General features: G+C 40.9%; 18 protein-coding genes. 8 read left to right on the top strand and 10 right to left on the bottom strand.

Annotation, left to right across the window (positions count from 1 at the left end):
* Nucleotides 1-67 precede the first annotated feature (67 nt).
* The 5 genes from tnpB to OXB_RS07715 all read right to left on the bottom strand — a co-directional run bounded on the left by tnpB (nt 68) and on the right by OXB_RS07715 (nt 5720).
* Complete coding sequence (tnpB, locus tag OXB_RS07735) at nt 68-421, bottom strand: IS66 family insertion sequence element accessory protein TnpB (RefSeq protein ID WP_041072164.1); 354 nt, start codon at nt 419-421, stop codon at nt 68-70.
* Nucleotides 418-606, bottom strand: coding sequence for a hypothetical protein (locus OXB_RS07730; protein WP_041073215.1), 189 nt, complete (start codon nt 604-606; stop codon nt 418-420). The genes tnpB and OXB_RS07730 overlap by 4 nt, the downstream gene beginning before the upstream one ends.
* A gap of 174 nt (nt 607-780) precedes the next feature.
* Entirely contained in the window at nt 781-1383 is a 603-nt protein-coding gene (locus tag OXB_RS07725) for an Ig-like domain-containing protein (RefSeq protein WP_231860399.1), read from the bottom strand.
* A 23-nt stretch (nt 1384-1406) separates the two neighbouring features.
* Nucleotides 1407-4637: a hypothetical protein gene (locus tag OXB_RS07720; protein ID WP_041073211.1), complete on the bottom strand. Its 3231-nt coding sequence runs from the start codon at nt 4635-4637 to the stop codon at nt 1407-1409.
* Nucleotides 4638-5330: 693 nt separating this feature from the next.
* Nucleotides 5331-5720, bottom strand: coding sequence for a hypothetical protein (locus OXB_RS07715; RefSeq protein WP_041073210.1), 390 nt, complete (start codon nt 5718-5720; stop codon nt 5331-5333).
* Nucleotides 5721-5986: 266 nt separating this feature from the next.
* On the opposite strand from OXB_RS07715, the gene OXB_RS07710 reads away from it, so the two are divergent.
* Complete coding sequence (locus OXB_RS07710) at nt 5987-7102, top strand: beta family protein (RefSeq protein ID WP_041073208.1); 1116 nt, start codon at nt 5987-5989, stop codon at nt 7100-7102.
* On the opposite strand, the gene OXB_RS07705 is transcribed toward OXB_RS07710, so the two are convergent.
* Nucleotides 7062-7637, bottom strand: a complete 576-nt coding sequence (locus OXB_RS07705; RefSeq protein WP_041073206.1) for a sce7726 family protein — start codon at nt 7635-7637, stop codon at nt 7062-7064. The genes OXB_RS07710 and OXB_RS07705 overlap by 41 nt on opposite strands.
* A 362-nt stretch (nt 7638-7999) precedes the next feature.
* Here OXB_RS07705 and OXB_RS07700 point away from each other — a divergent pair, with 362 nt between their 5' ends.
* The 5 genes from OXB_RS07700 (at nt 8000) to istB (OXB_RS07685) (ending at nt 14070) form a co-directional block, all read left to right on the top strand.
* Entirely contained in the window at nt 8000-9616 is a 1617-nt protein-coding gene (locus OXB_RS07700; RefSeq protein ID WP_144399662.1) for a hypothetical protein, read from the top strand.
* A gap of 476 nt (nt 9617-10092) precedes the next feature.
* The gene (locus tag OXB_RS19305) at nt 10093-10560 is read left to right on the top strand and encodes a transposase family protein (RefSeq protein WP_084212409.1); all 468 of its coding nucleotides are present in this window, start codon (nt 10093-10095) and stop codon (nt 10558-10560) included.
* Nucleotides 10561-10597: 37 nt separating this feature from the next.
* Nucleotides 10598-11662 (top strand): transposase, encoded by a 1065-nt coding sequence (locus OXB_RS07695; RefSeq protein ID WP_041073202.1) that lies wholly within the window; start codon nt 10598-10600, stop codon nt 11660-11662.
* A gap of 171 nt (nt 11663-11833) precedes the next feature.
* Complete coding sequence (gene istA, locus OXB_RS07690) at nt 11834-13354, top strand: IS21 family transposase (protein WP_041073200.1); 1521 nt, start codon at nt 11834-11836, stop codon at nt 13352-13354.
* Nucleotides 13351-14070 (top strand): IS21-like element helper ATPase IstB, encoded by a 720-nt coding sequence (gene istB, locus OXB_RS07685; RefSeq protein WP_041073198.1) that lies wholly within the window; start codon nt 13351-13353, stop codon nt 14068-14070. Before istA (OXB_RS07690) ends, istB (OXB_RS07685) begins: the two co-directional genes overlap by 4 nt.
* Nucleotides 14071-14117: 47 nt before the next feature.
* On the opposite strand, the gene istB (OXB_RS07680) is transcribed toward istB (OXB_RS07685), so the two are convergent.
* Together istB (OXB_RS07680) and istA (OXB_RS07675) are read right to left on the bottom strand one after the other, a co-directional pair.
* A complete protein-coding gene (gene istB, locus OXB_RS07680) occupies nt 14118-14894 on the bottom strand; it encodes an IS21-like element helper ATPase IstB (RefSeq protein WP_041073196.1) in 777 nt (258 codons plus the stop codon).
* A 1-nt stretch (nt 14895) separates the two neighbouring features.
* The gene (gene istA / locus OXB_RS07675) at nt 14896-16146 is read right to left on the bottom strand and encodes an IS21 family transposase (RefSeq protein ID WP_442852889.1); all 1251 of its coding nucleotides are present in this window, start codon (nt 16144-16146) and stop codon (nt 14896-14898) included.
* 693 nt (nt 16147-16839) lie between these two features.
* Here istA (OXB_RS07675) and OXB_RS07665 point away from each other — a divergent pair.
* Together OXB_RS07665 and OXB_RS18385 are read left to right on the top strand one after the other, a co-directional pair.
* Complete coding sequence (locus OXB_RS07665) at nt 16840-17544, top strand: integrase core domain-containing protein (protein WP_231860375.1); 705 nt, start codon at nt 16840-16842, stop codon at nt 17542-17544.
* Between the two features lie 183 nt (nt 17545-17727).
* On the top strand, nt 17728-18021 hold the full coding sequence (locus OXB_RS18385) for an integrase core domain-containing protein (protein WP_231860374.1): 294 nt from the start codon (nt 17728-17730) through the stop codon (nt 18019-18021).
* A gap of 511 nt (nt 18022-18532) precedes the next feature.
* Here OXB_RS18385 and OXB_RS07660 read toward each other — a convergent pair.
* Nucleotides 18533-21103 (bottom strand): hypothetical protein, encoded by a 2571-nt coding sequence (locus OXB_RS07660; protein ID WP_041073192.1) that lies wholly within the window; start codon nt 21101-21103, stop codon nt 18533-18535.
* An 84-nt stretch (nt 21104-21187) separates the two neighbouring features.
* Complete coding sequence (locus tag OXB_RS17910) at nt 21188-24448, bottom strand: S-layer homology domain-containing protein (RefSeq protein WP_052483909.1); 3261 nt, start codon at nt 24446-24448, stop codon at nt 21188-21190.
* Nucleotides 24449-24959 lie beyond the last annotated feature (511 nt).

Genomic DNA, 24959 nt, shown 5'->3' with positions numbered 1-24959 from the left:
CACCACTTTCCGTTCCGTTTTATTTCTTCTATTATAACGGGTTCGAGGAGCGGATGAAAGATGAATATTAGAACGCGCCTTTCAGCGATGGCTGAATCGCTTTCGGCTGTTGAATGGACAAACCTTCGAGCAGCCAGCGAAGCTCCTGCTGGGTCAGATTCTTTACTTCCTGTTCATTTCTTGGCCATTGAAGCTTTCCGCTGTCCAGCCGCTTATACAGCATCGCGAAGCCGTCGCCGTCGAAATACAGACATTTGTATCGGTCCTTCTTCCAACCGGCGAACAGGAAGATGGAATCGCTATAGGGATCCAGCTCGAAGGAATCTTGGATCAGTGTAGCCAATCCATCAATCCCTTTTCGCATATCGGTCTTCCCGCAAATGATATAGATATTTTGGACTTGGGTGTAGTCCTGCCTCATCGGTTGATCAGCTCCCTTATGACGGTCTGGATGAGGCGATCCTCCACACCATTCTGGAAGGTGACTTCGGCATGACCGAAATGGACGGTACATGAGCCGGGGGACTTGGAAGAAACGGCCGGTAGGCTGTCATTTGATGCGGGATACAGTGTGACGGGGACGATGATCAATGGTTTTTGTGGCATGAGAAAAGCACCTCCTTCAAGTTGATACCTTGATCATACTAGGAGATGCTTTGTAAAAATATGCATTGTTTGATTGGGGGCTTACATACTACTTTTAAGAATTCAGTATAACAAAAGGGAGCAAAACCAATTTGGTCTTGCTCCCTTTTACTTATATCCTTAAGAAGAAGAAGATTATTCACCGACTGTCAATGTCTTCGTCTCCAGAACTTTATTTGTGCTACTGTAAGCGCGGATCGTTACGGTGGTGCCAGGCTTCAAATTAAGGAACGTATGGGAAAATTCATTCCATCCTGTCAAGTGAAGATCCACACCATTGATTTTAACCGCATAGACATCATTCCGTGCCTTTACTTTGAAACTATGGATCCCCTCTCCTGTTGTATATTGAATCGACTGGATAGCAGCGGCCGGATCCAAAACATCAAAAGGCTTGGACACACTTTCTTTTAAGGCCTGTCCTTTCACTGATTTGAGAGATTCGGAAACTACCAGACGATACGATTGACCGGGCTCATAAGGCACAAGCGGAGTTACTTCAACCGTATATCCCCCATCCAGCAACTTCAACCCTGTAGAAATCTTCTGGCTACCCTTCGTGATATACACATAGTTGGAGTTTAAAGACGCAGAGTCGACCGGCTGACTGAACTTAATTGTCCAGCTCTTTTTCACATCAGAAATGGATTGAGAAGAAAATGTTTTCGCCAATGACGCAGGTCCAATGAAAAAGGCTAGCATAGAGATCAAAACCAACGATAGAACAATTTTACGCATGAATTTCAATGAGTCGCACCTCCTTAATTAACCGTCCCAATTTGTAAGTCTTCTAATGGATAGTATTTCAAAATGTTTGTGAGCATTGATTTGTCCGTCAACAGCGTGTAGAGGGAATAAGAACCGTCCAAGGGTGTTTTCGGGATTTCTGTGTAAGTTTTCTTGCCTTTGGTGATTTTTTTGTATACCGTTTCCATGACATCGCCGTTGCTATCAAAAGCCCTAATTTCAATTGTACTGTCTGTATCCACCACATCGAAAACAAAGATAAAGGTTCCTGGACGTACAGCTTCAAGTGTCAATTCATCGTTTTCAGATACTAATGTAGCTGTCATTTTATTGACCTGGCCATCGGCCTCTACCTCGACAGTTGTAATAGACTTATCGCCGATAGCTGCTGTAGATGTTTTAATGATATGAATCTTTTTTTCAGGGACAAGGACACGGATATTACTTAAGCCCTTCTCGTTAATGAAGTCTGTTAATCCTTGGTCCAGCATTTCGGGGAATGTTTTTAACTCTCCATTTAATGACGGAACTGTAATATTAATTTTTTTATCTACCAAGATATCATATTTATATCCTGATAAAACAGACTTTGGAACGTTTATGCTGACTTGCTGATTTCTTACGATACTATAATCAAGTATTTCCGGCAATTGAATGGTAAGTTTATCGCCACTTACTGTAAATGTACCTTTCGAAGCGATAGCGGAAGTGACGATACCCCATTCTTTTGTCTGGTCGGAAACGGTGAACCCTTTCATAAGCGCAGACTTTTTGCTAGCATTCGTTACAATAGCCTCATCCCAATCAGCATTTCGTAGTGTAATAATCCAGGTTGGCTTGCCTGACTGAATGGCTGCCTCAGTAAAGGAAGTTTGCCCTATGTCCGCTGATGCAGTAGCCCCTACTGTGAATTGCAATGTTGAGATATTATTTGTCAAACTTTCATAGCCTTTAATAATAGAGCTGTTGACTGTTAGTGTAAACGTTCCTACACTAGATGCTTTATAATTTGGAACAGCTGGCAACTTAATAGTCAGCTTATTTTTAGATACTTTAATATCTGTTTCTTGTAAATCCCACGGCGACGTATTTGCGCCAAATAAAGATTCTACCTCAGACAACGACAAAGCATCTTTAAATTCTGCATTTTTCAATGTAATGATTAGCGTTTTTCCACCTTTTTGAACATCTACAGGATCCATAGCAACCCCTGTTCCTGTAAGGTCTGCGGAAATGGTAGCAACTTTGAACGCAGGGTCAATTATAAGATCATTTGTCCGCACACTTAGCATTTCTTTCGGAATGGTAATTTTTACGTCATTATCATTGGTAAGCAACAAGCTTTGTTTTTCAAGTTGCAATGTGACCGTCTTTTCATTTGAATTAATTTCTTTATAGTTTAGTGTTTTCCCATCAACCGAAAGTATAATTTTCTTATCGGCAGGAAACGGCTTCTTCCACATATCATTTTTCAATGTGATTACTACAGTTTTCCCACCTTCAGCTATATCTAGATCATTGATTTTATTAGTAGCTGTTCCTGAAATATCGGCAGATTGGTTCTCGACTTCTGTAATTGAAAATGACTGATCGCCAGATACCAAATTCCCTATATCCGGATCAACTGTTACCAAATCCGACTTCAGGTCAAAATTTACTTGTCCGGTGTATTTCTGAGAAACGGCTGGTAACTTAATCGTTACTGTATGGTCATTCGTTCTTTTGACATCTGCTCTTGCTAAAATCTCATTTTTAAAAGTGGAATCCCATGAAAAAGCATTCAATAATTTTTCACGTTCGCCTGTATTTGAAGCTACATCGGGTTTCCAAGTCGCGTTTACAAGTGTAATAATAAGCGTCTTGCCGCCCTTTGCAAAATCCGTTTGAGAGATTGATGGTACTGCTTGTCCGGATAACAATGCTTTTGGTTGCGCTTTTACAGTAAGCTGAAGTTCCGGTAATTTTACATCCTCTTCTAACAATTGATAAGGAATCTTTATAGAAACTGTTAGGTCTTTTATCAAAAATAAATCCTCTGTTTTAGGGATTTTAATAATGACCTTATTATCAGTTTCTCTAGCAACTGTGTTTTCAACATCGGCGATTAACGCCTCTTTGATAAGTCCCCATTGCTCTGTCTGGTCCTTTGCTTGCAATGAGTCTATGAGCAACAACTTCTTCTCTTTTGAAAGCGTAGCCCATCTCGCGTTATCCAAAAATACCTCTAAAGTGATGCCATTTGTTCCAGCGTTTCTAATTTCTTGCTCTGTTAACACAAATTCACTTAGTGTTATTGTAGGTACGTCTTGTTTTTGGATAGAAAAAACAAACGTTCCATTACTCACCGAATCACCATCGATTTCAGCACCAGTTTCATCGATTTGTCCATCCAAATTAACTTTATCTATTGTATATAGTTGCACTCCATTAGCTTTAAGTTGACTTTGATCAAAAGTTATATTGCCATTATGATTTGCATCACTAACCGCCGGCAACTTCAAATACAAAGTCCGCATGTCATTTGAATAAGACACCACTTGGTTTGGATCAGTATTCACTAAATATTCTGCAACATCCCAATCTTCGACATTTCCATTTATGCCCTTGAACTTAAAACCCTTTAAAAACTGATTATAGTTTTCAATTAGGGAAAGTGTATCTTTATCCCAAGTGGCATTCACTAATTGTAGTTCAATTGTTTTTCCACCCTTTTGAATACTCTCCAGTGTGGTTCCGTTCATTATGCTGCCACCTAGGGAGAGATGGGGCTTGGCAAAGATCTGCAATGCTATCGGCGATACTTTCCCAGGCCAATTTGCAATTAGCGCTGGAGAAAAGTTGATTGTATAAGTCATATTGTCGGTTAAACTATAGCTTGCATTTGCATTAGCTTCTACTGTTAATTTTTTCCCATCCATTACTGTAATATCTTCTACCACTAAATGATTCGCAAGCTCACCAAATGCAGAAAGAACCAGGTCCTTTTTTCCAGCTATATCACCCGCCCATTCTCTTTGTTGATCAGAAAATGTAAAAACGAAGTTGATATCACTATTCCGCATTTTTTCCTCAGTTAATAATATCTTGTTACCATTAGAATCTTGTATTTCCATCACAATACTAATGTCCTGCAGTTCAGCTGCCTCTGCCAACGAGGGCAATACGGTTGAGAGGATAAGCAAGATAGCTATGAATGGCATGGTTAGCCAATGCCTCAGTACTTTACTTTCTTTTTTTAGCTTCACTTTCGAAGACTCCTTCCCCTAACAAAGATTTATGTATTTGGTTATTGACGGATTTAGAATCGAGCTTGGATTTATCCTTTGCCAACTCCCTTAATAACCCATCTTTCCTATATTGTTCACTATAACATTTTGGTAGGTATATATCTAGAGAACCACGATAATACTACCAGTCCTTTAGTTTTGTTTATGACGAAATTTCACTGGGTCGAAAAGTAATTGCAAGGTAATAAACTATTTATTTTTACCTACACAGAATAGGCCCATTTCCATTTTAAATTGAACGCTGTATTAAACTTTCAGTTCATTTAACCTTTTATAATTCCTCGCAGTATTCAAATCGTATTACATTAGCTTCTAATTACTTTTCTGCAATAAAAAACAGCTACGGGTAAAAATCAATCCTTGATTGGCGTAACAATGGTGAAATTGCACTGTATGCTCTGCCCTAAGGATCTCTTAGTATCGAATTGGATCGGAGAACAGTAAGTTCTTCCAACTTCATATGGATTGATAGGCGTAACTTTCAATTGAGTGTCGACTACTTCCGTCTTGAGATATCATCGGGAATCTACCAATTATTCAATGACATAAACTTGAAAATGCGCTTATAAAAGGAACTTTATCAATGAATATAACAGTCAAAAAAGCCCTCTAATTGATCGCTCAATTAGAGGACTCCCTTGCCATTGTTGATCATTGAATTGATAATACCTCAAAAATCGCTTCAGTTGAAGAAGGAATTGTTGTCTTATTTCCATTTTTATCTGTATAGGATAGCGTCGGTAATGCCATAATCACTGAATTTTGTACTGTCGTTCCATTACTTACATTAACAAATAAATTAGAACCTGGAAGTTTTAAATAAACTGGTTTTTTTGCATTAAGGGCTTCAATAATTTCAAAAGAAGCAAAAGAAATTCCTATTTGATCGAGATGAAAAGCATTGCTTGAAGTAGGATTAATAATGGCTCCTTCTGGAATTTTCGAAGGCTCAGCTGCAGTAGCAATATTCGCCATGCCGACCATAAGAACTACCAACATAGCTGTAAAAATTGCTGTTCTTAACCTCTTAAATTTTTTCACTATGCATATTCCTCCTTTACTTACATATAAACCTAATGTCCCATAATGACAGATGAGTAAATTATAATATATTTTAGACTTTTTGTCATCAGCTATATTAAATATAAACTCCCAATCCCGTAATCGGATAGTAGAAACAAAGCATCCACTACTACTCATTCAAAAATATTTTCAAATTATTTGAAACCTTTTATCTTCCAGTCCGTAGATCATATTAACCAAAACGAAACCATTATTTTGGCAAAATATACGTAGGAGGTTTTATTATGTTCACAGAAAGTCATTACGTGCCAGCAATAAAATGGAAAAGAGGTGAGAGAATCGCACTTGAAAATTTAAGTACCGAGCAATTAGAGAGGATTACTCCTTTGATTGAAATTCAGCCAATTCAATATGATCATAAAAAGAAGCGTTTTAAAAAAACCATCGATCAGCACCTTCATCAGATTGGAAAAGAACTTTCTACTTTCTGGTCACAAAATCGTCCAGTATTTGTAGATGCTCATACATTGTTCGATGATTCTCGTATTGACCAAGAAATAACGTTAAATAACGGACAATCTCCTCTAGAGTTTATCAGTGATGATATTGAGAGTAATAATATCACGGCTATTCCCGTAACTTCAATTCTTAGATATCCGTCATACCATGATGCCGTCGAGATATGCCTAGAACGTTATAAGCGTGGATTAGCCCTCCGTCTTGAGAAAAGTGACTTGGAAAATTTTGATGAATTTCAAAAAATCCTTGCTGATTGGTTATCGTCTTACAAAATCAGTCCAAAAGACGTTGATTTAATTTTAGACTTCAAAGAGATTGATCCAGCTGGAGGCTCACTCTTATTAGACGAAATCAGCTTATTAATAACTAAATTTCCCTATCTCAATGAGTGGAGAACCTTTACAATTTTGAGCACTAGTATGACGCCAAATTTGTCACATTTGAAAACAGGGAGCAATAGTGAGATTCCAAGAGTTGAGTGGGAGATTTATACCAATTTACTAAAAAGAGGTCTGAGTCGATTCCCTGCATATGGAGACTATAATATTAGTAGTCCAGAGTGGTTCGACTTTGATCCTACGGTAATGAACATAGGAGCAAATTTGAAATATACTGTCGATGATAGATTCTTAATATTTCGCGGACGCGGCGTTCGTCAGCATGGCTTCTCACAGTTTAGGAAATTGTGTACCGATGCTATCAACCATTCTGAATTCTGCGGGCAGACTTTCTCTTTCGGAGATGATTATATTTATAAATGTGCAACTGATTCCAAATGTAGTACCGGAAATTCTGAAACATGGGTTCGTGTTTGCGTGAATCATCATCTTGCTTTTGTAATTAGTCGCTTAGCCAATGTTCCCGTGAACGCAACTGTATAGAAATACACCTTCTCAATTCATCGATTTCGAGACATTGGGTCAGTCTTTCATATATTACTTTTCTAGGCTTGCTCAGGTACCCTCTTTGCAGGCCTCTTTCCTTCAAAATCTCCAAAGCTTCATCTCTCCATAAGAGGTGACTAAGAGCAAGTGGATCAGTGTTTGGGTTAACCCTGCCCTTTCGTACTTCACGTATATTGATTCTGTCACACCTTTTAGTCACAAGCATAATTCCCCACCATTTAGGGATTAATGTTCTTACAGCTTCTAAATAATTTCTTTGAACAACAATCGTCATTCTATCGAAAACTGAGCTGTAGTCATTAATCTGACTTGGCAACCTCACCAAGGTGTCGCTTTCACTTTTGATTTCATAACCATGTAAAATCCCATTAATAACTGCCACATCCACTCTGGATTGACCGTGTAATATCCCCATCTCATTTACAATTTTAGTCTCATTATCATGTGAATACCGACTTTCTAGCGTATACAATAATACTTTTCGTATATCATTATCTTTTAGCATAACCATTTAACGCCACCCTTTTTTATACTAAGTTAAATATTATCACAATAGATAGATGATTAATCACTTCGGTGAAAAAGTTCGAAATCCTTCCTTAATTAGATAATGGCTTATCAATACAAATTCAAATGAACTTTCCGATTGATGGACCTGAATAAGGATAACTGTTTTATAATTCGGTAAGTGCGATTGACAACTCAACTATAGTTGTTGTTTTCAATAAACCAGTTGATAGATCAACTGCTGAAAAAGTTGAAAACTATGTATTTGATGCTGATCGTCGAGCAAATTCACCATTACACACACCTGCAACTGCAACTGTAAATAGAACAGCTATTGGTAATCTAAATGCAGGACAAGTAGTTACATTGACATTTGATAACACTCCTGTACCTACTGGTGTTGCAGCAGCGTCATTAAAAGTTTTTGGTGAAACATTCAACTTCTCATCTACTTATGATGTTGCACCTCCAACAGTAGCTGCAAACAGTGTTTCAGTAAATTCTAATACAGGTGTAATTACTGCTACTGTTAATGATGCAATTACTAACGTAGCTGGCGCACAATACCGTTTACAACGTCCAGATGGAACTGTAACTGGATGGGTAGATATGCAAGCTGTTGATGGAGACTTCTTTAACGAATTATCTGAACAAGTAACAGCTACAGTGGACACATCTAAATTAGCACCTGGTACTTACGGAATTGAAGTTAGAGCAATCGACAGTGCTGGTAATGTAAATGTAGCTAATAACGCTCCATTTACAGTAGCTGTAAATACTGGTGTAGATGTTGAGTTAGTTGTTACCGAAGCAGATATTGCAGCTCCTGTAGTGACAATGACTGGAGCAGCGGCAACTTACTATACTGTAGATACAGCAACTGCTGAAAATCCTGCAAATTCTTTTGCTATTGAAGGTTTAACGGTTACTGATGATTCTACTGTCAAGAATGTTCAATACTGTATTCAATCTTACAATACTGTTACTCAAGTATATACAACAGTTGTGGACTGGACTAATGCTACTGCTGACGATGGTGCTTTTAACGAAGCTACAGAAACATTCGGTTTCCAAACGGGTGCATTAGAACCAGGTAAGTCTTATAGAATTCAAGTTCGTTCAGAAGATTCTGAAGGAAATGTATCAGCCGCAGTTCCAGTTACAGCAGGACCGGGAGGTAAGATTGTTACTGGTGGAGCTAATGGGGTTACTGCAGCTGCAACAAATACATTTACATTACCAACAGTTGCTAATGTTCTTCCTTCACTTGCTGGCGGTGGAAATCCCGATGATTCTGTAGCACCGACTATTACAGGTGCAGGAACTGCTGTAGCACCAAGTAATTCTAGAACTATTGAAGTAACAGGTACAGCGGATGCAGATATTGCTGCGGATACAGGACAATCAATCATTACAAAAGTTGAATATGCTGTATACCTAGATTCTGATAATGATGGCGAATATGACACTACTGTTGTTGACTTTACTTCAACAGGAGTGACTGCAGATGATGGTGCTTTCGATGGAGAACTAGAGACATTTACTATTAACTTCGATGTTGCACAAGATGGAGCATATCGTGTTGCAGTAAGAACAACAAACGCAGCTGGTAACTCTACTATTGCTGTAGATGATACAGTTATTGATGCAACAGCACCAACAGCATCAATTGCTCAACATGCAACTGATAAAGAAGTATTCATATTCACATTTAGTGAAGAAGTTGATAATACTCCAAACGGAGCTGATTCAAATGCAATTTCTGCATCAGCCCTAGATGTTGATAACTATAAAGTACGTACTGCTAATGGCCAAATTGTTGAAGCTTCGGCAGTATCTGTTACTCAAGTAGGTACTACTAATGTATTCGAAGTAGAATTTGCTAATGCTCCACAGGCTGGATATCAAGTAACAGTTGTAGGAGTAGAAGACTTAGCTGGAAACAAAGTTAATCCAGAACCTACTTCTTACACTGTAAAATAATTTCGTGTAGCAGGTCTAACACCATGTGGACTATTCATTGTCTAGTAATCCATTGGTAGGATCTAAAATTCGAATAAAGAAAAAGAGCCAACTATCTCTCGGGATGATTGGCTCTTTTTTGTGGTTCTATAATATTTGTTGGGGTATCCATACAATTTGTATAATAAAAAGCACGTGATCACCGATTTCTTTTATACTTGAATTAAGTAAGAGAAAGGTGATACGTTGCCTTCTGAAAAAAGTCTATTCGTCATCGGATTTACAGAGTCTACCGAAATTTCTGTTCCGACCCAGTACGAATTCTGTTACCCTCGTCAATCATTTCTTGCTTAAATTTTATTAGTTCTTCTCTTTCTTCTGCTGTTTCTGCATTTTTAATCTGTATTTGGCAAGTAGGAAATGGTTCTTACGCGAACTTGGGGAGATGACTTAGGGGATGCTAGATTGATATAATAAAAAGAAAGGAGTGCTTGACGATGAACTTTCTCACCTGGACACCTCCCGATTCTTCCCTAGAACTGCTTCACGCCGAATCCACTTCCGACAAGATCCGGCTGATTGTTCAAAGTACCCGATCCTCCTCCTGCTGTCCCACATGCTCCCAGTCTAGTACCCGACCCCATAGCCGCTATACCCGTAAGCTGCAGGACGAGCCTTTCAATGGCCGACCTGTGGAACTGTTAGTTCTTACCCGAAAATGGTTCTGCATATATGCGCAATGTTCCGTGAAGGTCTTCACGGAGAGGTTTGAAGGGCTTTCGCCGAACCGCCATCGAACGCAACGGGCCGAAGACATCCTTCGGAAAATTGCGTTCTCCACTAGCTGCCTCACTGCCGAAAAGATCGCCCATGCCATCCATATTCCTGCCAGCCATGATGCACTGTTGTCACTTATCTACCGGACAGATATAACACCTGAGGTGTCACCCTTTCCTAGGGATTGACGATTTCGCTTTTCGCAAGGGCCATACCTACGGTACGATGATCTGCGATCATCAGAAGGGGGTCCCCTTGGCCCTGCTGCCCGATCGCCTGCCCGAAACTGTCACCGCCTGGCTGAAACGTCATCCTTTCATCCAGGTTGTCAGCCGAGACGGCTACACCGCATTTCGTCAAGCCATCACCCAAGCAAATCCTGCCATCCACCAGGTATATGATCGTTGGCATTTCATCCGGAATGCGAAGAAACAGGTCGACGTGCATCTTGCCACCCTTGTGCCTACTTCCATCACTTGGATGGAAACGGCTGCCGAGCAGACAGCCATCCCTTTGACCGCCCGAGAAAGGGCAGCATCCGAGAGACAGAAGAGGAAATGGTCGCTTATCCAGGAGGTTCAAAAGCAGCACGCAGACGGCAAGAACATCTCCCGACTCTCTCGGGAGTACCAATTGGATCGTCGGACCATCCAGAAGTACCTGGACCTGCAAACTCCCCCTATCGATCGAAGGCCAAGGGCCAAGCCTATCGATGGCTATTCGGAGGAAGTGACACGTCTTGAGCAGGCAGGACATACGATTCGATTCATCCACCAAACCATACAAGGAAAGGGATATGAAGGGACCTATTCGGCGGTCCGCGCCTTGGTCGAATCAAGAAGGAAAGAGCGGAAGTATGGAGCAGTCCGGACGGACTCCATTCCGCGAAGAAGATTCGCCGCTGTCATTTGGAAGCAGAAAAGGGAGCTCAATGCCGAGGATGCCATCATCCTCCATCGAGGTCTCTCCCTGTATCCCTGCGTGGGTCCATTCTACGAATCCGTCCAGGCATTGCGCGCATCCATTACGGCAAGGGACTACCCCGGCTTCCTGGAATGGCTTTCCACTCAGCTCTCTGACCGGGCTTCACCGTTCCTTCATTACGCGCGACGCCTGCGGAGTGACCTGCGAGCCGTTCGGAACGCCTTTACCCATTCCTATAGTAACGGTCTACTAGAGGGCCAGATCAACCGATTGAAAACAATTAAGCAGATCACCTATGGTCGAGCAAGTCTGAAGTTGTTGGAAAAAAGGGTGCTCTATCGACATAATGATATCCTAAAAAAATAATTATCACACTTAAAGCTACTGGTCATGCCTATTCCCCAAGTTCGCGTAAGAACCCTAGAAATGTAGAAAACGGCAGCTAATTTATGTACATAAAAAAGGCCACTTGCCAACATCAAAAATAATACATACACTCCTGTATGGGCATTACGTTCACGGGAGGTAGTATAGGAGATGTTAGCAATGGCTGAAGTAAATTATATCAGATATGAAACCAATACAAAAGGACGGAGCTATGCAGAAGTAGCTCGGCAGATGGGAGTGGACAGGCGGACAGTGAAGAAGTATTCCGATATGGAAGATTTCAATCCTGCAACGCCCATTAGGCAGCAACGAAAGTCGCCCGTCATGGATCCAGTGAAACCGATCATTGACGAATGGCTAAAAGAAGATGCAAAGAAAAAGAAAAAGTTCCGCAGGACAGCAAAACGTATCTATGATCTATTGGTAAAGCATCATGAATTCCAAGGTTCAGACCGTTCGGTCCGGGACTATGTTTCGAAACGGAAGCGAGAATTAGCGGAAGAAAGTGAAGAGGCAGCTCTGCCATTGGAAACAAAGCCAGGAGCAGCACAGGTGGATTTTGGAGAAGCACCATTCCTTCATGAAGGAGAGGAAGTCATCCGGCATTTCTTGGTGCTTTCCTTTCCTTACAGTAACGCATTTTTATATCAGGTGTTCCCGTCCGAGAACCGAGAGTGTTTTCTACAGGGATTGGCAAACATGTTTGAATTCTTGGAAGGTGTACCACACACCATCCGCTTTGATAACCTGTCCCCTGCGGTCAAAAAAGTACTGCCGGAGGGCGAACGCGTACTGACAGAGGAATTTGAACGATTCGCCGCACACTATGGGTTTTCCTACGAATTCTGCAATCCGAACAGCGGCAATGAGAAGGGCCATGTGGAAGCGATGGTGAAGTATATCCGCAATAATTATCTGTTGCCGGCTGTCCCGTATAATCGTTTGGCAGACGTAAATGAACAGGCCTTTATCTGGAGTGTAGAAGATCGGGAGAGAGCACATTACGAAAAGGAACTGCCGATTTCCGAACTGCATTTGGCAGACAAAGAGCGACTGATACAATTGCCAGGTAAAAAATATGAATGTATCCGCTACGAACATTTGAAAGCAGATAAATATGGGATGATCCGAATTGACGGAAAGCAGTATTCCACATCGCCCCGCTTCGCCGGACAAGCAGTGACAGCCAAGCTTTCCTTTGACCAGGTAACCATTCTAAATGAAAAGAATGAAATCCTGATTACGCATCCTAGACTGTATGGAAGCGGACGAAGAGCAATGAATTGGCAGCCATATTTAAGGTTAATGGCCAAACGGCCAATGGCATTGAAATACAGCTCCTTCTATGATCAACTTCCTGAAGATTGGAAGCTCTACTTTGAAGCCTGTTCACTGGAAGAGAAAAAAGCGGCATTAAGCTTACTGGCTGTTCTTTTGAAGGAGCAGGACTTCCACTTGCCGACTGAAGCATTGCGTATGGCTTCTGAGCATGGTCATCCAACCGCTGATTCAATCAAGCATGTCTACTATCAATTGATAAACGGCCGAGGCATCCGAGAAACCTTGTCGCTTCCGCGACTGCCTAAGAAGTTGCCAATGGCGGAAACCGTCTCACGCGGTCTTACCCATTACGATCAACTATTCACGATGACTGGGGGTGAGCCATCATGAAGAACTTGATTGAAGAGCATGCGAAGCGTTTAAAACTAAGTTGGATCCGAGAACATTATCACGAGGTGAAAGCTGCGTCACACGAAGAGTTTTTACTGAAGCTGTTTGAAAAGGAGATCGAGCAACGCGAAGAAAGGAAATTGAATCTCTTGATCAAGCAATCGTTACTGCCGGATATATCCGGCAGGCAGTTTGAATGGGATGGCATTCATATGAACAGCGATCTATCGAAAGAGGATGTATTGGCAGGAGATTTTATTGGAAGGAAAGAGAATCTCATTTTGTATGGAGGAGTAGGGGTAGGTAAGACCCTTTTGGCTTCCCTATGCGGCTGGAATGCGATTCATCAGACACAAAGAAAAGTACGCTTTTATACGGTGGCACAACTGGTGAATCAGTTATTGGAAGCCAATGACAAAGGCACACTCGGCAAGCTGTATAAGCAGATCGAAGGCTTGGATTTATTGATTTTAGACGAACTCGGCTACGTACCACTTCATAAGCAAGGGGCAGAGCTCCTCTTCCAAGTCATCAATTTGTGTTACGAACAGCGGAGTGTAGTCGTCACTACAAATCTTCAGTTTGGGCAGTGGAATCACATATTCGGAGATCCTATCCTGACAGAAGCGTTTATTGATCGTCTCATTCATTATTCACATTTACTGGTGTTCAATCGAGAAAGTTTCCGGCATAAAGAATCATTACTCAATCGTTAGTGTCAATACCGGGTTAAAAATCCCCAAAAACGCCGGACTAAAATTCCTCACTTTGCTGCTTCTGAAGCGGAAGGCAGAGGAAATACCCCAGCCTTCTTTTTCTCTTCCATGCGATAGGAGTCACCTTTGATGCTAAACGTTACAGAGTGATGCAGGAGACGGTCCAATATCGCGGTTGCCAGCACATCATCTCCAAACGTTTTTCCCCATTCTATATAGGATTTATTTGAGGTGATGATCATGGCTCCTTTTTCGTACCGCTTAGAAATTACTTGAAACAATAGATTTGCCGTGACTTCGTCGAAGTCAAAATACCCGATCTCATCTAAGATGATTAAATCTGGCTTACATAGACGTCTCTGTAAGTAGGAGAGTGTCCCTTTTTGAAGTGCTTTTTGGCATTGCTCCCCTAATTCATCTGCTGTCATAAATAACACGTGATACCCCTTCGCTAACGCCTCTAATCCGAATCCAATGGCTAAATGTGTCTTTCCTACACCAGGCGGTCCGAGTATAATTCGGTTCTCTCCATTCGCGATAAAACGGCAGGTGCAGGTTTCCTTTACACGCTGTTCGCTGATGCTGGGTTGAAAGCTGAAGTCAAATTCATGGATGGTTTTCGTATACGGGAACCTGGCCTTCCGGATTCGTTTTGCTAATGCCTCTGATTCACGGTTTTCCCATTCCTGCTTTACTAGGATGTCAAGAAAGTCAAAATATGATAAGGTATTGGCAGAAGCACTTTCAACGAGTTCATCTAGTTGTTGTGCGGTTCGCTGCCATCCGAGCGCCTGCAGGCGTTCTTCGAGTACTGAATGATTCATGTTATTCTCCTTCCTCGAGCGCAGCGTAGATAGCTAATGATCGACTTTCAACGGTCGGTACTGGAGCGGGAGAATCTGGGGTCGCCAAACCATGTAGATTCGTTTCCTGCTCTTTTTTTGTTCCCGGTAAACCTTGATAGTGTTCGGGCTTACTGGTCATTTGATGTCTTCCGTCGATCAGCGGATGTACGGCAATTCGCTCATATTCATCGTACAGTTCAAGCATGCCTTCATTCGTTTCATGCACCTTCACTTGCTGGCCGGCGTACCGGTAGGGCACCGAATATTTATTCTGCTGATAGGAAATCAAACAATCCTTACTCACTTCCCGGAGTTCCCATTGTCTGACTTGATACAGCGGTTTTGTATTCCATGCAAGTAAGAGCGTACGCTCTTCTATAAAACGTTCATCAGGACATTGCTGTGTGGTCTGATTCCGTTTTTTGTGAACCACTTGGTCCAGCCATTTCCGCACTTCTGCATTTAGGTCGTCTAACGTTTCGGGGAGACGGCGCTTCAGAAAATTGGATTTTAGATAGGCAACGGCTCGTTCTACTTTTCCTTTTGTCTGCGCGCGGTAGGGCTTACAGGCTTTCGGCACCACGCCATAATACGATAGAAAATCTTCGAATTTCTTATTGAACCGTATCTGGCTGACACTGTGCTTAGTGACGACTGTCCGCATGTTATCGTAAAGCAGCTGTTGGGGTATCCCGTTGAAATAACTGAAGGCATTCATATGGCATTTCATAAGCGTCTCTTGGGTCATGTCCACGGTGAATTCGATGTACCGCTTTCGAGAATAACTCAAAATCATGATGAAAGCATACAAAGGCCGTTTCAAGCCATCCACATAAAACTCCCCGATGTTCTCAGCCCAATCCACTTGCGCCTGTCTTCCAGGCATCGTTTCAAACCGGACGGTCGCCTGCTTCTTGGGTGCCTCCCGAAAGGGCTGAACGAACTCCCGAAGAATCGTACTTTTCCCTTCATATCCTTTCGCTTGGATTTCCTCCATCAAGACCGAACAATTTGTCGTACCTTCCTTGATCCGTTCCATCAGATATGGTTTGTATGGATCAAGCTTACTTTCCCTTTTCCCTCGCTTTTTAGATTGGGGGACTTTGTCCGCCTCCAGGTGCTTCCGGATCGTCTTACGGTCGAATCCTGTCTCCCTTGCAATCGCGCTAATCGTCCAACCTTTCTGTTTCAGTTCTCTGATCATAAAAAAATCCTCCAACAATAACGTCATTCCAACACTTCCAATCTATCTCTCTCGAGTTAGATTATCCGTGAAATCTGGGGAATTTTAAACCGTTATTATTGAGGATTTTAACACCGATATTCACAGTTAGATAAAGGGTGTTGGCAAGTAGCTACATTTTTAACTGCCAAATCATACATTTCCTACTTGCCAAATACATCCTAGCTTCTTTGATTTCCGGGCCCAATGGATTTTGAACGCTGTCCGATGCCAACGCATGGCCGTATCCGGCTTGGCAACCACAAAAGTTTCCTTCCAGTTCCCTAAATGTTTGGATAGGAGAACCCAAAGCTGCCGGAAGGCAGGTGTAGGTCTAGGCTTCGGTAACTTCTCTATCTCATATCTTTGTACGTAGAGTGCTAATTGACTTCTGAGAGCGATGTTCTCCATTCTGACTGCGTGTGATGATTGGAAATATAGTCGCAAAAAATGAATCAGATAACGTAACCACTCATTTAAGTAGTTTCGTAGCATGTTGATATTCATTGGTCTCCCCCTTGGCATCTATATAATACAACCATTGTAACGAAAAAAATAAGTATTGGCTTTGTTCTGTTGTATTTGTACATAAATTAGCTGCCGTTTTCTACATTTCTAGTGTGCCATAAACAGCTAGGACGTCCAAAAATATCACCAGCAACCATCCACCTAATTAAACGCATACATAAAGAAAATCCATTATTGTCACCTGAGAAAATTCATGAAAAACTTTTGATTCTAGGGATTGAGAATTCACCTGCCCCAAATACGATTGCAAAATATCTTCCTACTACACGAAAACCACCTTCTGAAAAACAGATTCAATCATGGAAGACATTTTTGAAAAATCATCATCATGAAATGTGGGCGACTGATTTCTTTACGATTCCTACGCTCACCTTTAACGTGTTACATGTATTAGTCATCATTCATCACCAAACTCGTAAAATCGTCCATTTCAATGTTACAACCAATCCGACAGCCGAATGGACAATCCAGCAATTTAGGAATGCAACGCCCTACGGAAAGGTTCCAAAATATTTGATACATGACAATGATCCAATCTTTTGCTCGAAAGCATTTCAATCATTTTTAACTTCATCAGCGATAACATCCAAGAGAACGGCATATCGTTCACCCTGGCAAAATCCCTATGCTGAAAGAGTTATTGGCACAATTAAAAGGGAATTAACGGACCGAGTAATCCCTTTAAACGAACAACATATGCGTCATCTGCTTAATGAATATATCAACAACTATTACAATACCGACCGCACTCACCAAGGTATTGGCGGTAAAACACCTATTCCTTCACCTGATTATCTTCCGACATCGGCGGAGGAAGCAACATTAGAAGCTACGCCAGTATTAAATGGTCTCTATCACACTTACAAAAAAGTAGCGTAATCAAATCAACTTCATATTCTTTAAAACCTTTTAAGGAAAGGCTTCTTTGGCATGCCTTTCTTTTTTATGTTCACTATTCTGGGCATACTGCATTGATAAAGCGGAGTCCAGTTTCATATATTCTTAGCAACAAAAGAAAAGCCATCCGGAGAAATAAACACGAATTTTCTCCGGATAGACTTTTTGAAGTGGACAGCATATAAATCACCTTGGCAGAATGCTTATGCTGAAAGAGTAATAGGTACGATAAAGCGTGAATGTACTGATCATCTAATTCCGATTAATAGGAAGCACATTCACAATCATTTATCCGATTATATTCATAACTACTACAATACGCATCGACCACATCAAGGACTTGATGGACAAACGCCAATTCCTACTCCAACACATTTACCAGTGAAAGTGGAAGAGGTAAAACTGAAACCTACTCCTGTAATGAATGGAATCTATCATACATACAAGCGAGTCGCTTAATCTTTAGCAAATGAATAGATTTTGAGTAAGCCTTTTTTAAAAAATTACATGGAAAAGGCTTTTTCGTCATGTCTATTTTTAGATCCGCATCAATGACCTCAACCCACCATGATTTCTTTCCAACCAATTACCTAACATTTCAATGCAAAAAAAGAAGCCCATCCAAGGGATTTCTTTGAAAAATCTCCTCGGATGGACTTTATGAAGTGGACAGCCTCCTTGAATGGAAAGAGGGTCACTAGAAATAACTCCTCGGATAGTCTACGGATGACCAATCTTTTATTCAGTCTTTTCTAATTGAACTAATTTTCTCTGCTGTCTTTTCAAACTTCTCAATTCGCAACCGGTTTATAATTTATGAATGAAATAGTAGTAGAAACATAAAAACAGCCAACCATCTCGAAAGACAGTTGACTGTTCTCTTTATTCGAACTTCAGATTCTACAGCTTAGACCAACTCAAAAAATAATAAATGAATTGTCAGAATTGCGTTAGAACCTTGTACTCGAAATTATTGAACATCTTTAGTAGCTGTGACTGTTTTAGTAGCAGCTTTGTTTCCAGCAACGTCTGTAACGAATACATCGTTAGATGCGTCTGGAGCAAATTGTACTTGAACAGCTTTGTTGTAATCAAATGTATCAACTGTTGTCAATACCAAAGTACGAGTGTTTTTAGCAACAACTCCCGATACATTATAAGTAGCTCCACCAACGATTACTTTGAAGTTACGTTCTGCATTAGCTACTGGAGCAGCAGCTACTACGTCTAATGTTTCATCGAATGTTACTTCGATAGTGTTATCAGAAGTTACTTTTGCAGCAGTTGCCAATGGTTGAGTATTATCTTCAACATCATAAACTACTACTGTAGTTGGAAGCATTTTAGCACCTGATTTAGTAGCTACGTTTTTAATAGTTAAGTTGTAGTTACCATCACGTACAACAGAGTTGTCTGGTAAGAAAATACGAGCTAACTTAGTACCAGAAGTTACGCTATACTCAATTGAAGCACCAGCAATATCAGCCACTGATTTACCATCAAATGTGTAGTTAGCTTTGTTTGTTACAGTTGCAGCATCAATATCTTCACCCACAAATATTACTTCAATAGCATTTAGGTCCGCATTGTATTCAACATTTGCTTGTGAAGTTTGAGGTACTACTGCTGATGAGCCACCTTGAACATTTAAAGTAGCCCCAATGAATTGGTATCCAGCTTTATATTGTGGAGTATCTGTATCATTAGTATCTTCTACTAAACCATATGGTAAAGTTACTGTAATGCCTGCTTTTAATTTTCCATTGCCATCAAACAAGTCCGCTTCCGAAGCATATTGTGATGCAAGTGGAGTAGTATTTCCGGCATCTAACGCTAATGTATAAATATTAGCAGTAGGTGCATCTTGAGTTACAGAAGCAAATGGTACAGCAACCGTAGCTGTCACGCCATTTTCCGCAACCTTTAAGATAATATTATCTGAACCTGAGCCAATTTGTGTTAAACCATTGAATGGTGCATCAGTGAATGTTAATTGGATATCCTGATCGCCACTACCAGTTACCGGATCATCATTAATTACTTTAGCAGAAACTGCTGTTGGAGCCACATTGTCTTTCTTAAATGTATAAGCTTTTGTATGTTTAGCTCCTGTTTTATTACCGGTAGCATCTTTGAAGTCTTTTACTTCAACTGTACGAATAACTGAGTTAGCACCTTGGTATACTTCATCAGAAACCGCTGAATAAGTACCATCTTCATCAAACTCTACTATATAAGCAACACCGGCTCCTAGATAAGTAGTATCTAGCACGGCACCAGCAACATCATTTAATGTTACTACCAAATCATTACCGTCATTCTTATTGTTTTTAACTGTTACAGTACCAGTGCTAGCAGCGATTGCTTTATCAAAGATAACACGGAATGCTCCATCATGAACTTGTTCTACGCCTGTTACTTTTGGAGCTTCAACAGCTGATTCAGCTACATTAATAGTTGTAGTGATACGGCTTGGAGTTGTAGAATTTCCTGCGAAATCTTCTAAACCAACTACTTCAAATGTATTATTACCTTCTTCTAATTCAAAATCAGCTGCTACAGCAGATAAGTCTACTTTAATAGCACTCTTGGCTGCTGGAGTATTTAAAGCAGTTGCATAAGAAACTGCAGCCGTAACATTCGTACCGTTTAAATAGAATTGAGTATCACCAGTATTAACCGTTCCAGATGCATCGATATCAAACACTACTGGTTCGTTAAAAATAATAACCGGATCTTCATCTACTTTTTCTACAGAGTAAGAAGTAGATGCAAATTTAGGACCTTCTGAATCTTTAGCTACAAATGAACTTTCAACAGCATCAGCTAATTTGCCATTAGCTAACTTTATGTCTTTAATTTGTACATATACTGTACGGTTCTCTAAAACAGTTTCAGTAGCTGAAGTTTTAATAGGTTGGGCTCCTGTATGTTTATCTGTCCAAATTGAATGCGTTGTTACATTATCGGCAGAGATAATTACAGTTTTACCATCTTTTTGTAACTCAGCGGTATATCCAGTATTCCCCAAGTCCGTAACAAATTTAGAATCAACATCTTTAGTTAAACCAATGTAATAGTTATCTAAATTTTCCGCAGAGCTTTCATCAACCTCTTGATTGAATACGATTTTAACTTGAGTAGCGTTAATCGCACTTACCGATTCAACTTTAAGTTCGCTAGCCACTGGTGGGCCAGGGATTGTTGTTTGTTGTCCATTCTCATCTACATAAGAAAGTGCCGGTAGGTTATTAATCACTTCAGAGTTTACTAGATTACCATTCGCAACGTTAACAAATGCGCTAGATCCAGGAAGCTTGAAATAAATATCTTTACCTGCATTAAGAGCGTTAATAATTTCAAATGAAGCTAGAGACGTACCAATTTGGCTTTCATGGAACGCATTGTTAGTTTCTGGGTTGATAACTGCACCATCTGGGATTTGCGTTACATCGGCAGCTTCTGCGCTTCCTGTTGCTGAAACAGCCAAAGCAGCTACAGCAGCAGTTGACATGAATGCAAACTTACTTAATTTATTCAATACTCTTACCTCCATTTTGTGAAAATAGGCTTTTTATAAAGGTTGAGTGAGAAGAGAAGTATTCTCTCCTCACTCCCTTAGTGATTAGTTAGTTAGGTTGATTTTTTGAGCTGCGCCTACATTGTTGCCATCAGCGTCAACCAGTTGAACTGTTGCTTCAACTGTATTGTCTTTTACGATAGCAAGTGTCAATGCTTCATTAAACTTGCCTTCTTGTTCTACATTGTTGCCATCAGCTAGATTATAAGAAATTTTATATCCTGCCGCATCCGCTGGTGTGCTTGCTACAGTACCAACAGTGATTTGTAGAGTGTTCGCAAGTGGCGTGTTTTCAGTCACTGTGTGAGTGAAGTTAAGGTCACCTTGCTCGGCATCTTTCAATTCTTTAATTTTCGCTTCAGCAGCTACTAGTTTGTCAAGAGTAGCTTGAGTAACCAATGCTTTTTGAGCTGTAGTCAATGCGTTGTATGCTGCACGTGCATCTACTACCGCTGCTTCGTTAGCAAGAGTAATGTCTGCTGGAAGTGCAGTAACTTTCGCTGTTACAGCGTTTGCTGCTTCAACATCGCTTTGGTTAGATGTCGCTTCAAGAATTGTGAATGTAATAACTCCATCGTTGTTTTTGTAATAGTGAAGTTTTGCATTCGGGCTTGCTGCAACGATGTCTTCAAATTGTGCAAAGTTCAAGTTAAGAGTAGAAGATCCACGAGCATCTTCGTATTTCACTTTGCCAGCGTCGAACTCTTCTTTATAGTTAAGTTCTTTTTTGCCGACAAATTTCAATTTTTTCTTGTCTTTGTCGAAGCTTTCAACGTTACCAGTGTAAGATGTTCCTAGATCAGAAGTTGATTGGAATGTAGCTTTGGCTACTTTACTTTCGTCTAGACGAACTACTTTCTTGTCTGTTCCAACTTCTCTAGCTTCACCGTATGCTGTTACGTCAACAGATGCAGTTTCACCGTTCGAAGCGACATAAAGTCTTACTTGTTTGTTGTTGTCAGTTTCGATAGTGAATGTTTCTCCACGACGTGTAGAAATTACAGTAGCTTTATCGCGGTTGCCTACGTCAGCTGCATTTTTCCAAACATAGACGTCACTTGAACCAGTGTTTGTCACTTGGTAAGTTGCATCGAACTCTGCAATGCGTCCACCAAACGCTTCTCCACTTTGGTTCGCAACGTCGAAACGGAATTCTACAGCGTCAGTTCCAACCACTGGACGGTTGTCTTTGATTTCTGCTCCAGTTCTGTGATTGTAAACTTTCAATTTGCTGCCTTGGACTTTTTCATCTGCAAAGTATGTCATTGCAGCTGTTTTCGTAGGCTCGCCTTGTTCTAGAACGCCATCTTTGTTGTTGCTTGTATTGATGTCAATCCAAATTACTGGAGTTGCATAGTCTTTGTTGTCATTGCTGACAATTTTGAACTCTGCTTCACCTTTAGAGTCAAGTTTGATTTGGATTTGTTGCTTGTTGTTCGTGTTGTAGTAGTTTGTAGTTCCTTTGTACTCAGTGTTATCAATTACAAACTCTGCTTTCGTGTTTGTAGAGATCACTCTGTCTAGAACTTCGTCGAATGCAACGTTTACTACTTCACCAGCAGCAGATTTGCCGTTTTCGTCTTTGACAGCAATTTTGTACACACGGCCGTTACCTTGACCAACTGCAGCTTCTTCGCCGCCGTCACGAGTAACTTCTAGCTCATATTTCACATGAACTGCTCCGAATGTCAATTCTGCAGCTTTAACTTGTAGCTCTGTGCTATCTAGTTTGTCAACGCTGTTTGAACCATATCCAGAGTTGTCAATGAATACAATTGGAGTTGCTTTTGTATTCTTACCAGAAACAGTGAATGTCGCTTCACCTTTAGAGTCTGTTCTAACTGTTACATACTCTTTATTGCCATTCGTTGTTTGGTAAGCTGGTTTGCCATTGATTGTTGCATCAGTGATTTTGTTGATTGCAACGTCAACGTTTTCAGCAAATGTAACATGGATGTCTGCATTTTGCATTGGCTTGCCAGTCTTAGGATCTTTGTATGTTACTTTGTAAACTTTGTTTTCTCCGTTGTTTAAAGAAGTACCTTTTTTGTCGTCTTCTTCAAGAGTAAGGATTGTGTCAACGCCCCAGTGAACTGTTGCGTAGTCACGTACTGTAGGAGCACCTGTTGGGTATGCAACTACTTCATCAACGCCTGCAGCGTATTGAGTGTAAGAGAATGTCGCAATACCGTCTGCATTTGTGACTGCTTCAAATACTTGGTCTTTGTTAAGAGTACCAACTGTGTTTGCTTTCACGTTAAATGTAACAGGGATACCTGCTTGTTTAACGCCAACGTCAGCAGAAAGGATCGCTTGTTGACCGACTTTACCTTGAACGTTTTGAGTTGTAACATCAAGTTTAGTAGGTACTACAGCAGAAATACCTTCAAACGAACCAATTTCTTGATTGTTTAGGGATACAGTGTATTTCTCTCCACCTTTTTGAACTGCCGTTGTAAGTACTACAACTTTGTTATCGCTTTGTTTGATAGCAGCGTTAGAAACTGTTAGACCATCGATAGTGAAGTTCAAAGAGTTAAGGTTTTCAACTGCATCTTTGAAAGTAACTTCTACAGTTGTAGCGTTAACAGCCTTCACGTTTGCAGTTCCTACTACACCAGAACCAACGTCAGAGAAGTCTGCGTTAATTGTTTTGTGTAGGAATGTAGCGAAGTGTCCGCGTGTAGTTGTACCTTTTGGATTGAATTGTGGTGCAGCCGGGTTCGTGATGTCGAAGAAATCAAGAACGTCGATTGCTGGACGAGCTTCCGCTTTCGCGCGTCCAAGGTCAGTAACATCTTTCTTGAATTCTTGGCCCGCCACGTATGTAGCAAGATCGATGTCATGTACGCGGTCGAATGCGCGGACAAGAACGATCGCCATGTTTTCACGAGTGATGTTGCCTGCTGGATCTAGTTTCCCATCTGGAGTTCCGACGAATACGCCGTTGTCTTTAACAACTGCAGCATATTGTAGAAGCTCGTCGTTTGATGTAGATTTCAGATCAGCGAAGCGTGGGTTTGTTTTGTAGTCTGTTGGCACTGCATAGCCTTCAGATACAAGCCATTTACCCATTAGTTTAACAACGTCGGAACGTGTCAAAGTTTTGTTCGGTTGGAATGTGCCATCTGGGTATCCAGTGATGATACCTGCATCAGATAGTGCATCGATTGCTGGTTCGTGCGTGTTACCTTTCGTGTCTTTAAACTCTGCCGCGCTTGCTACCGGTGCTACTGCGGATGCTACTAGAGCAGCTGATGCAGCGCCGACAATGAACTTACGGTACTTCGTTGGTTGGTTAGCCATTGAATAATTTCCTCCTCTGAATCTAAATTAATTAGTCATCTACTTCCACGGCAAAATGAAAGATAGAAGCCATTACACACTAAAGTATAGACAGTGGCGACAAGTATGTCAATTACAAATCAGTAAGTTTGCAAGTTTCGTAAATAGAAATGGACAAACTCTTCTTGTCGCTTCTATTATTCTATCGTATTTGAAATATATATCAAGCTTTTTACTGAATTTGGTTTGATGTCATCAAATTGAAACATTTCTTGTTGTTTATACAAAGGAGTGGGGTTGGGAATGTCATTTTCGAAATGATTACGGGAGGAATTGGGTTTTGCGAGTTCTATGGAATGTAAGGTTAGGAGTCTATAATGGTTCCGGGAGCCAGGCACTGCCACAATTCGCAAAGGGCGCGAATGGATGTCAGTGGCCTGGCACCCGGTGGATTTGAACCTGGCATCCCGTTTTGGACAACAAAAAAACTCGGGCAGATGGGAACTGTCCGAGTTTTTTTGTGCGGTCAACC

Origin of the sequence: Bacillus sp. OxB-1 (assembly GCF_000829195.1) — a bacterium.
Lineage (GTDB): Bacteria > Bacillota > Bacilli > Bacillales_A > Planococcaceae > Sporosarcina.
The sequence above is the reverse complement of the archived record's forward strand: the minus strand, read 5'-3'. Positions and strand labels throughout refer to the sequence as shown.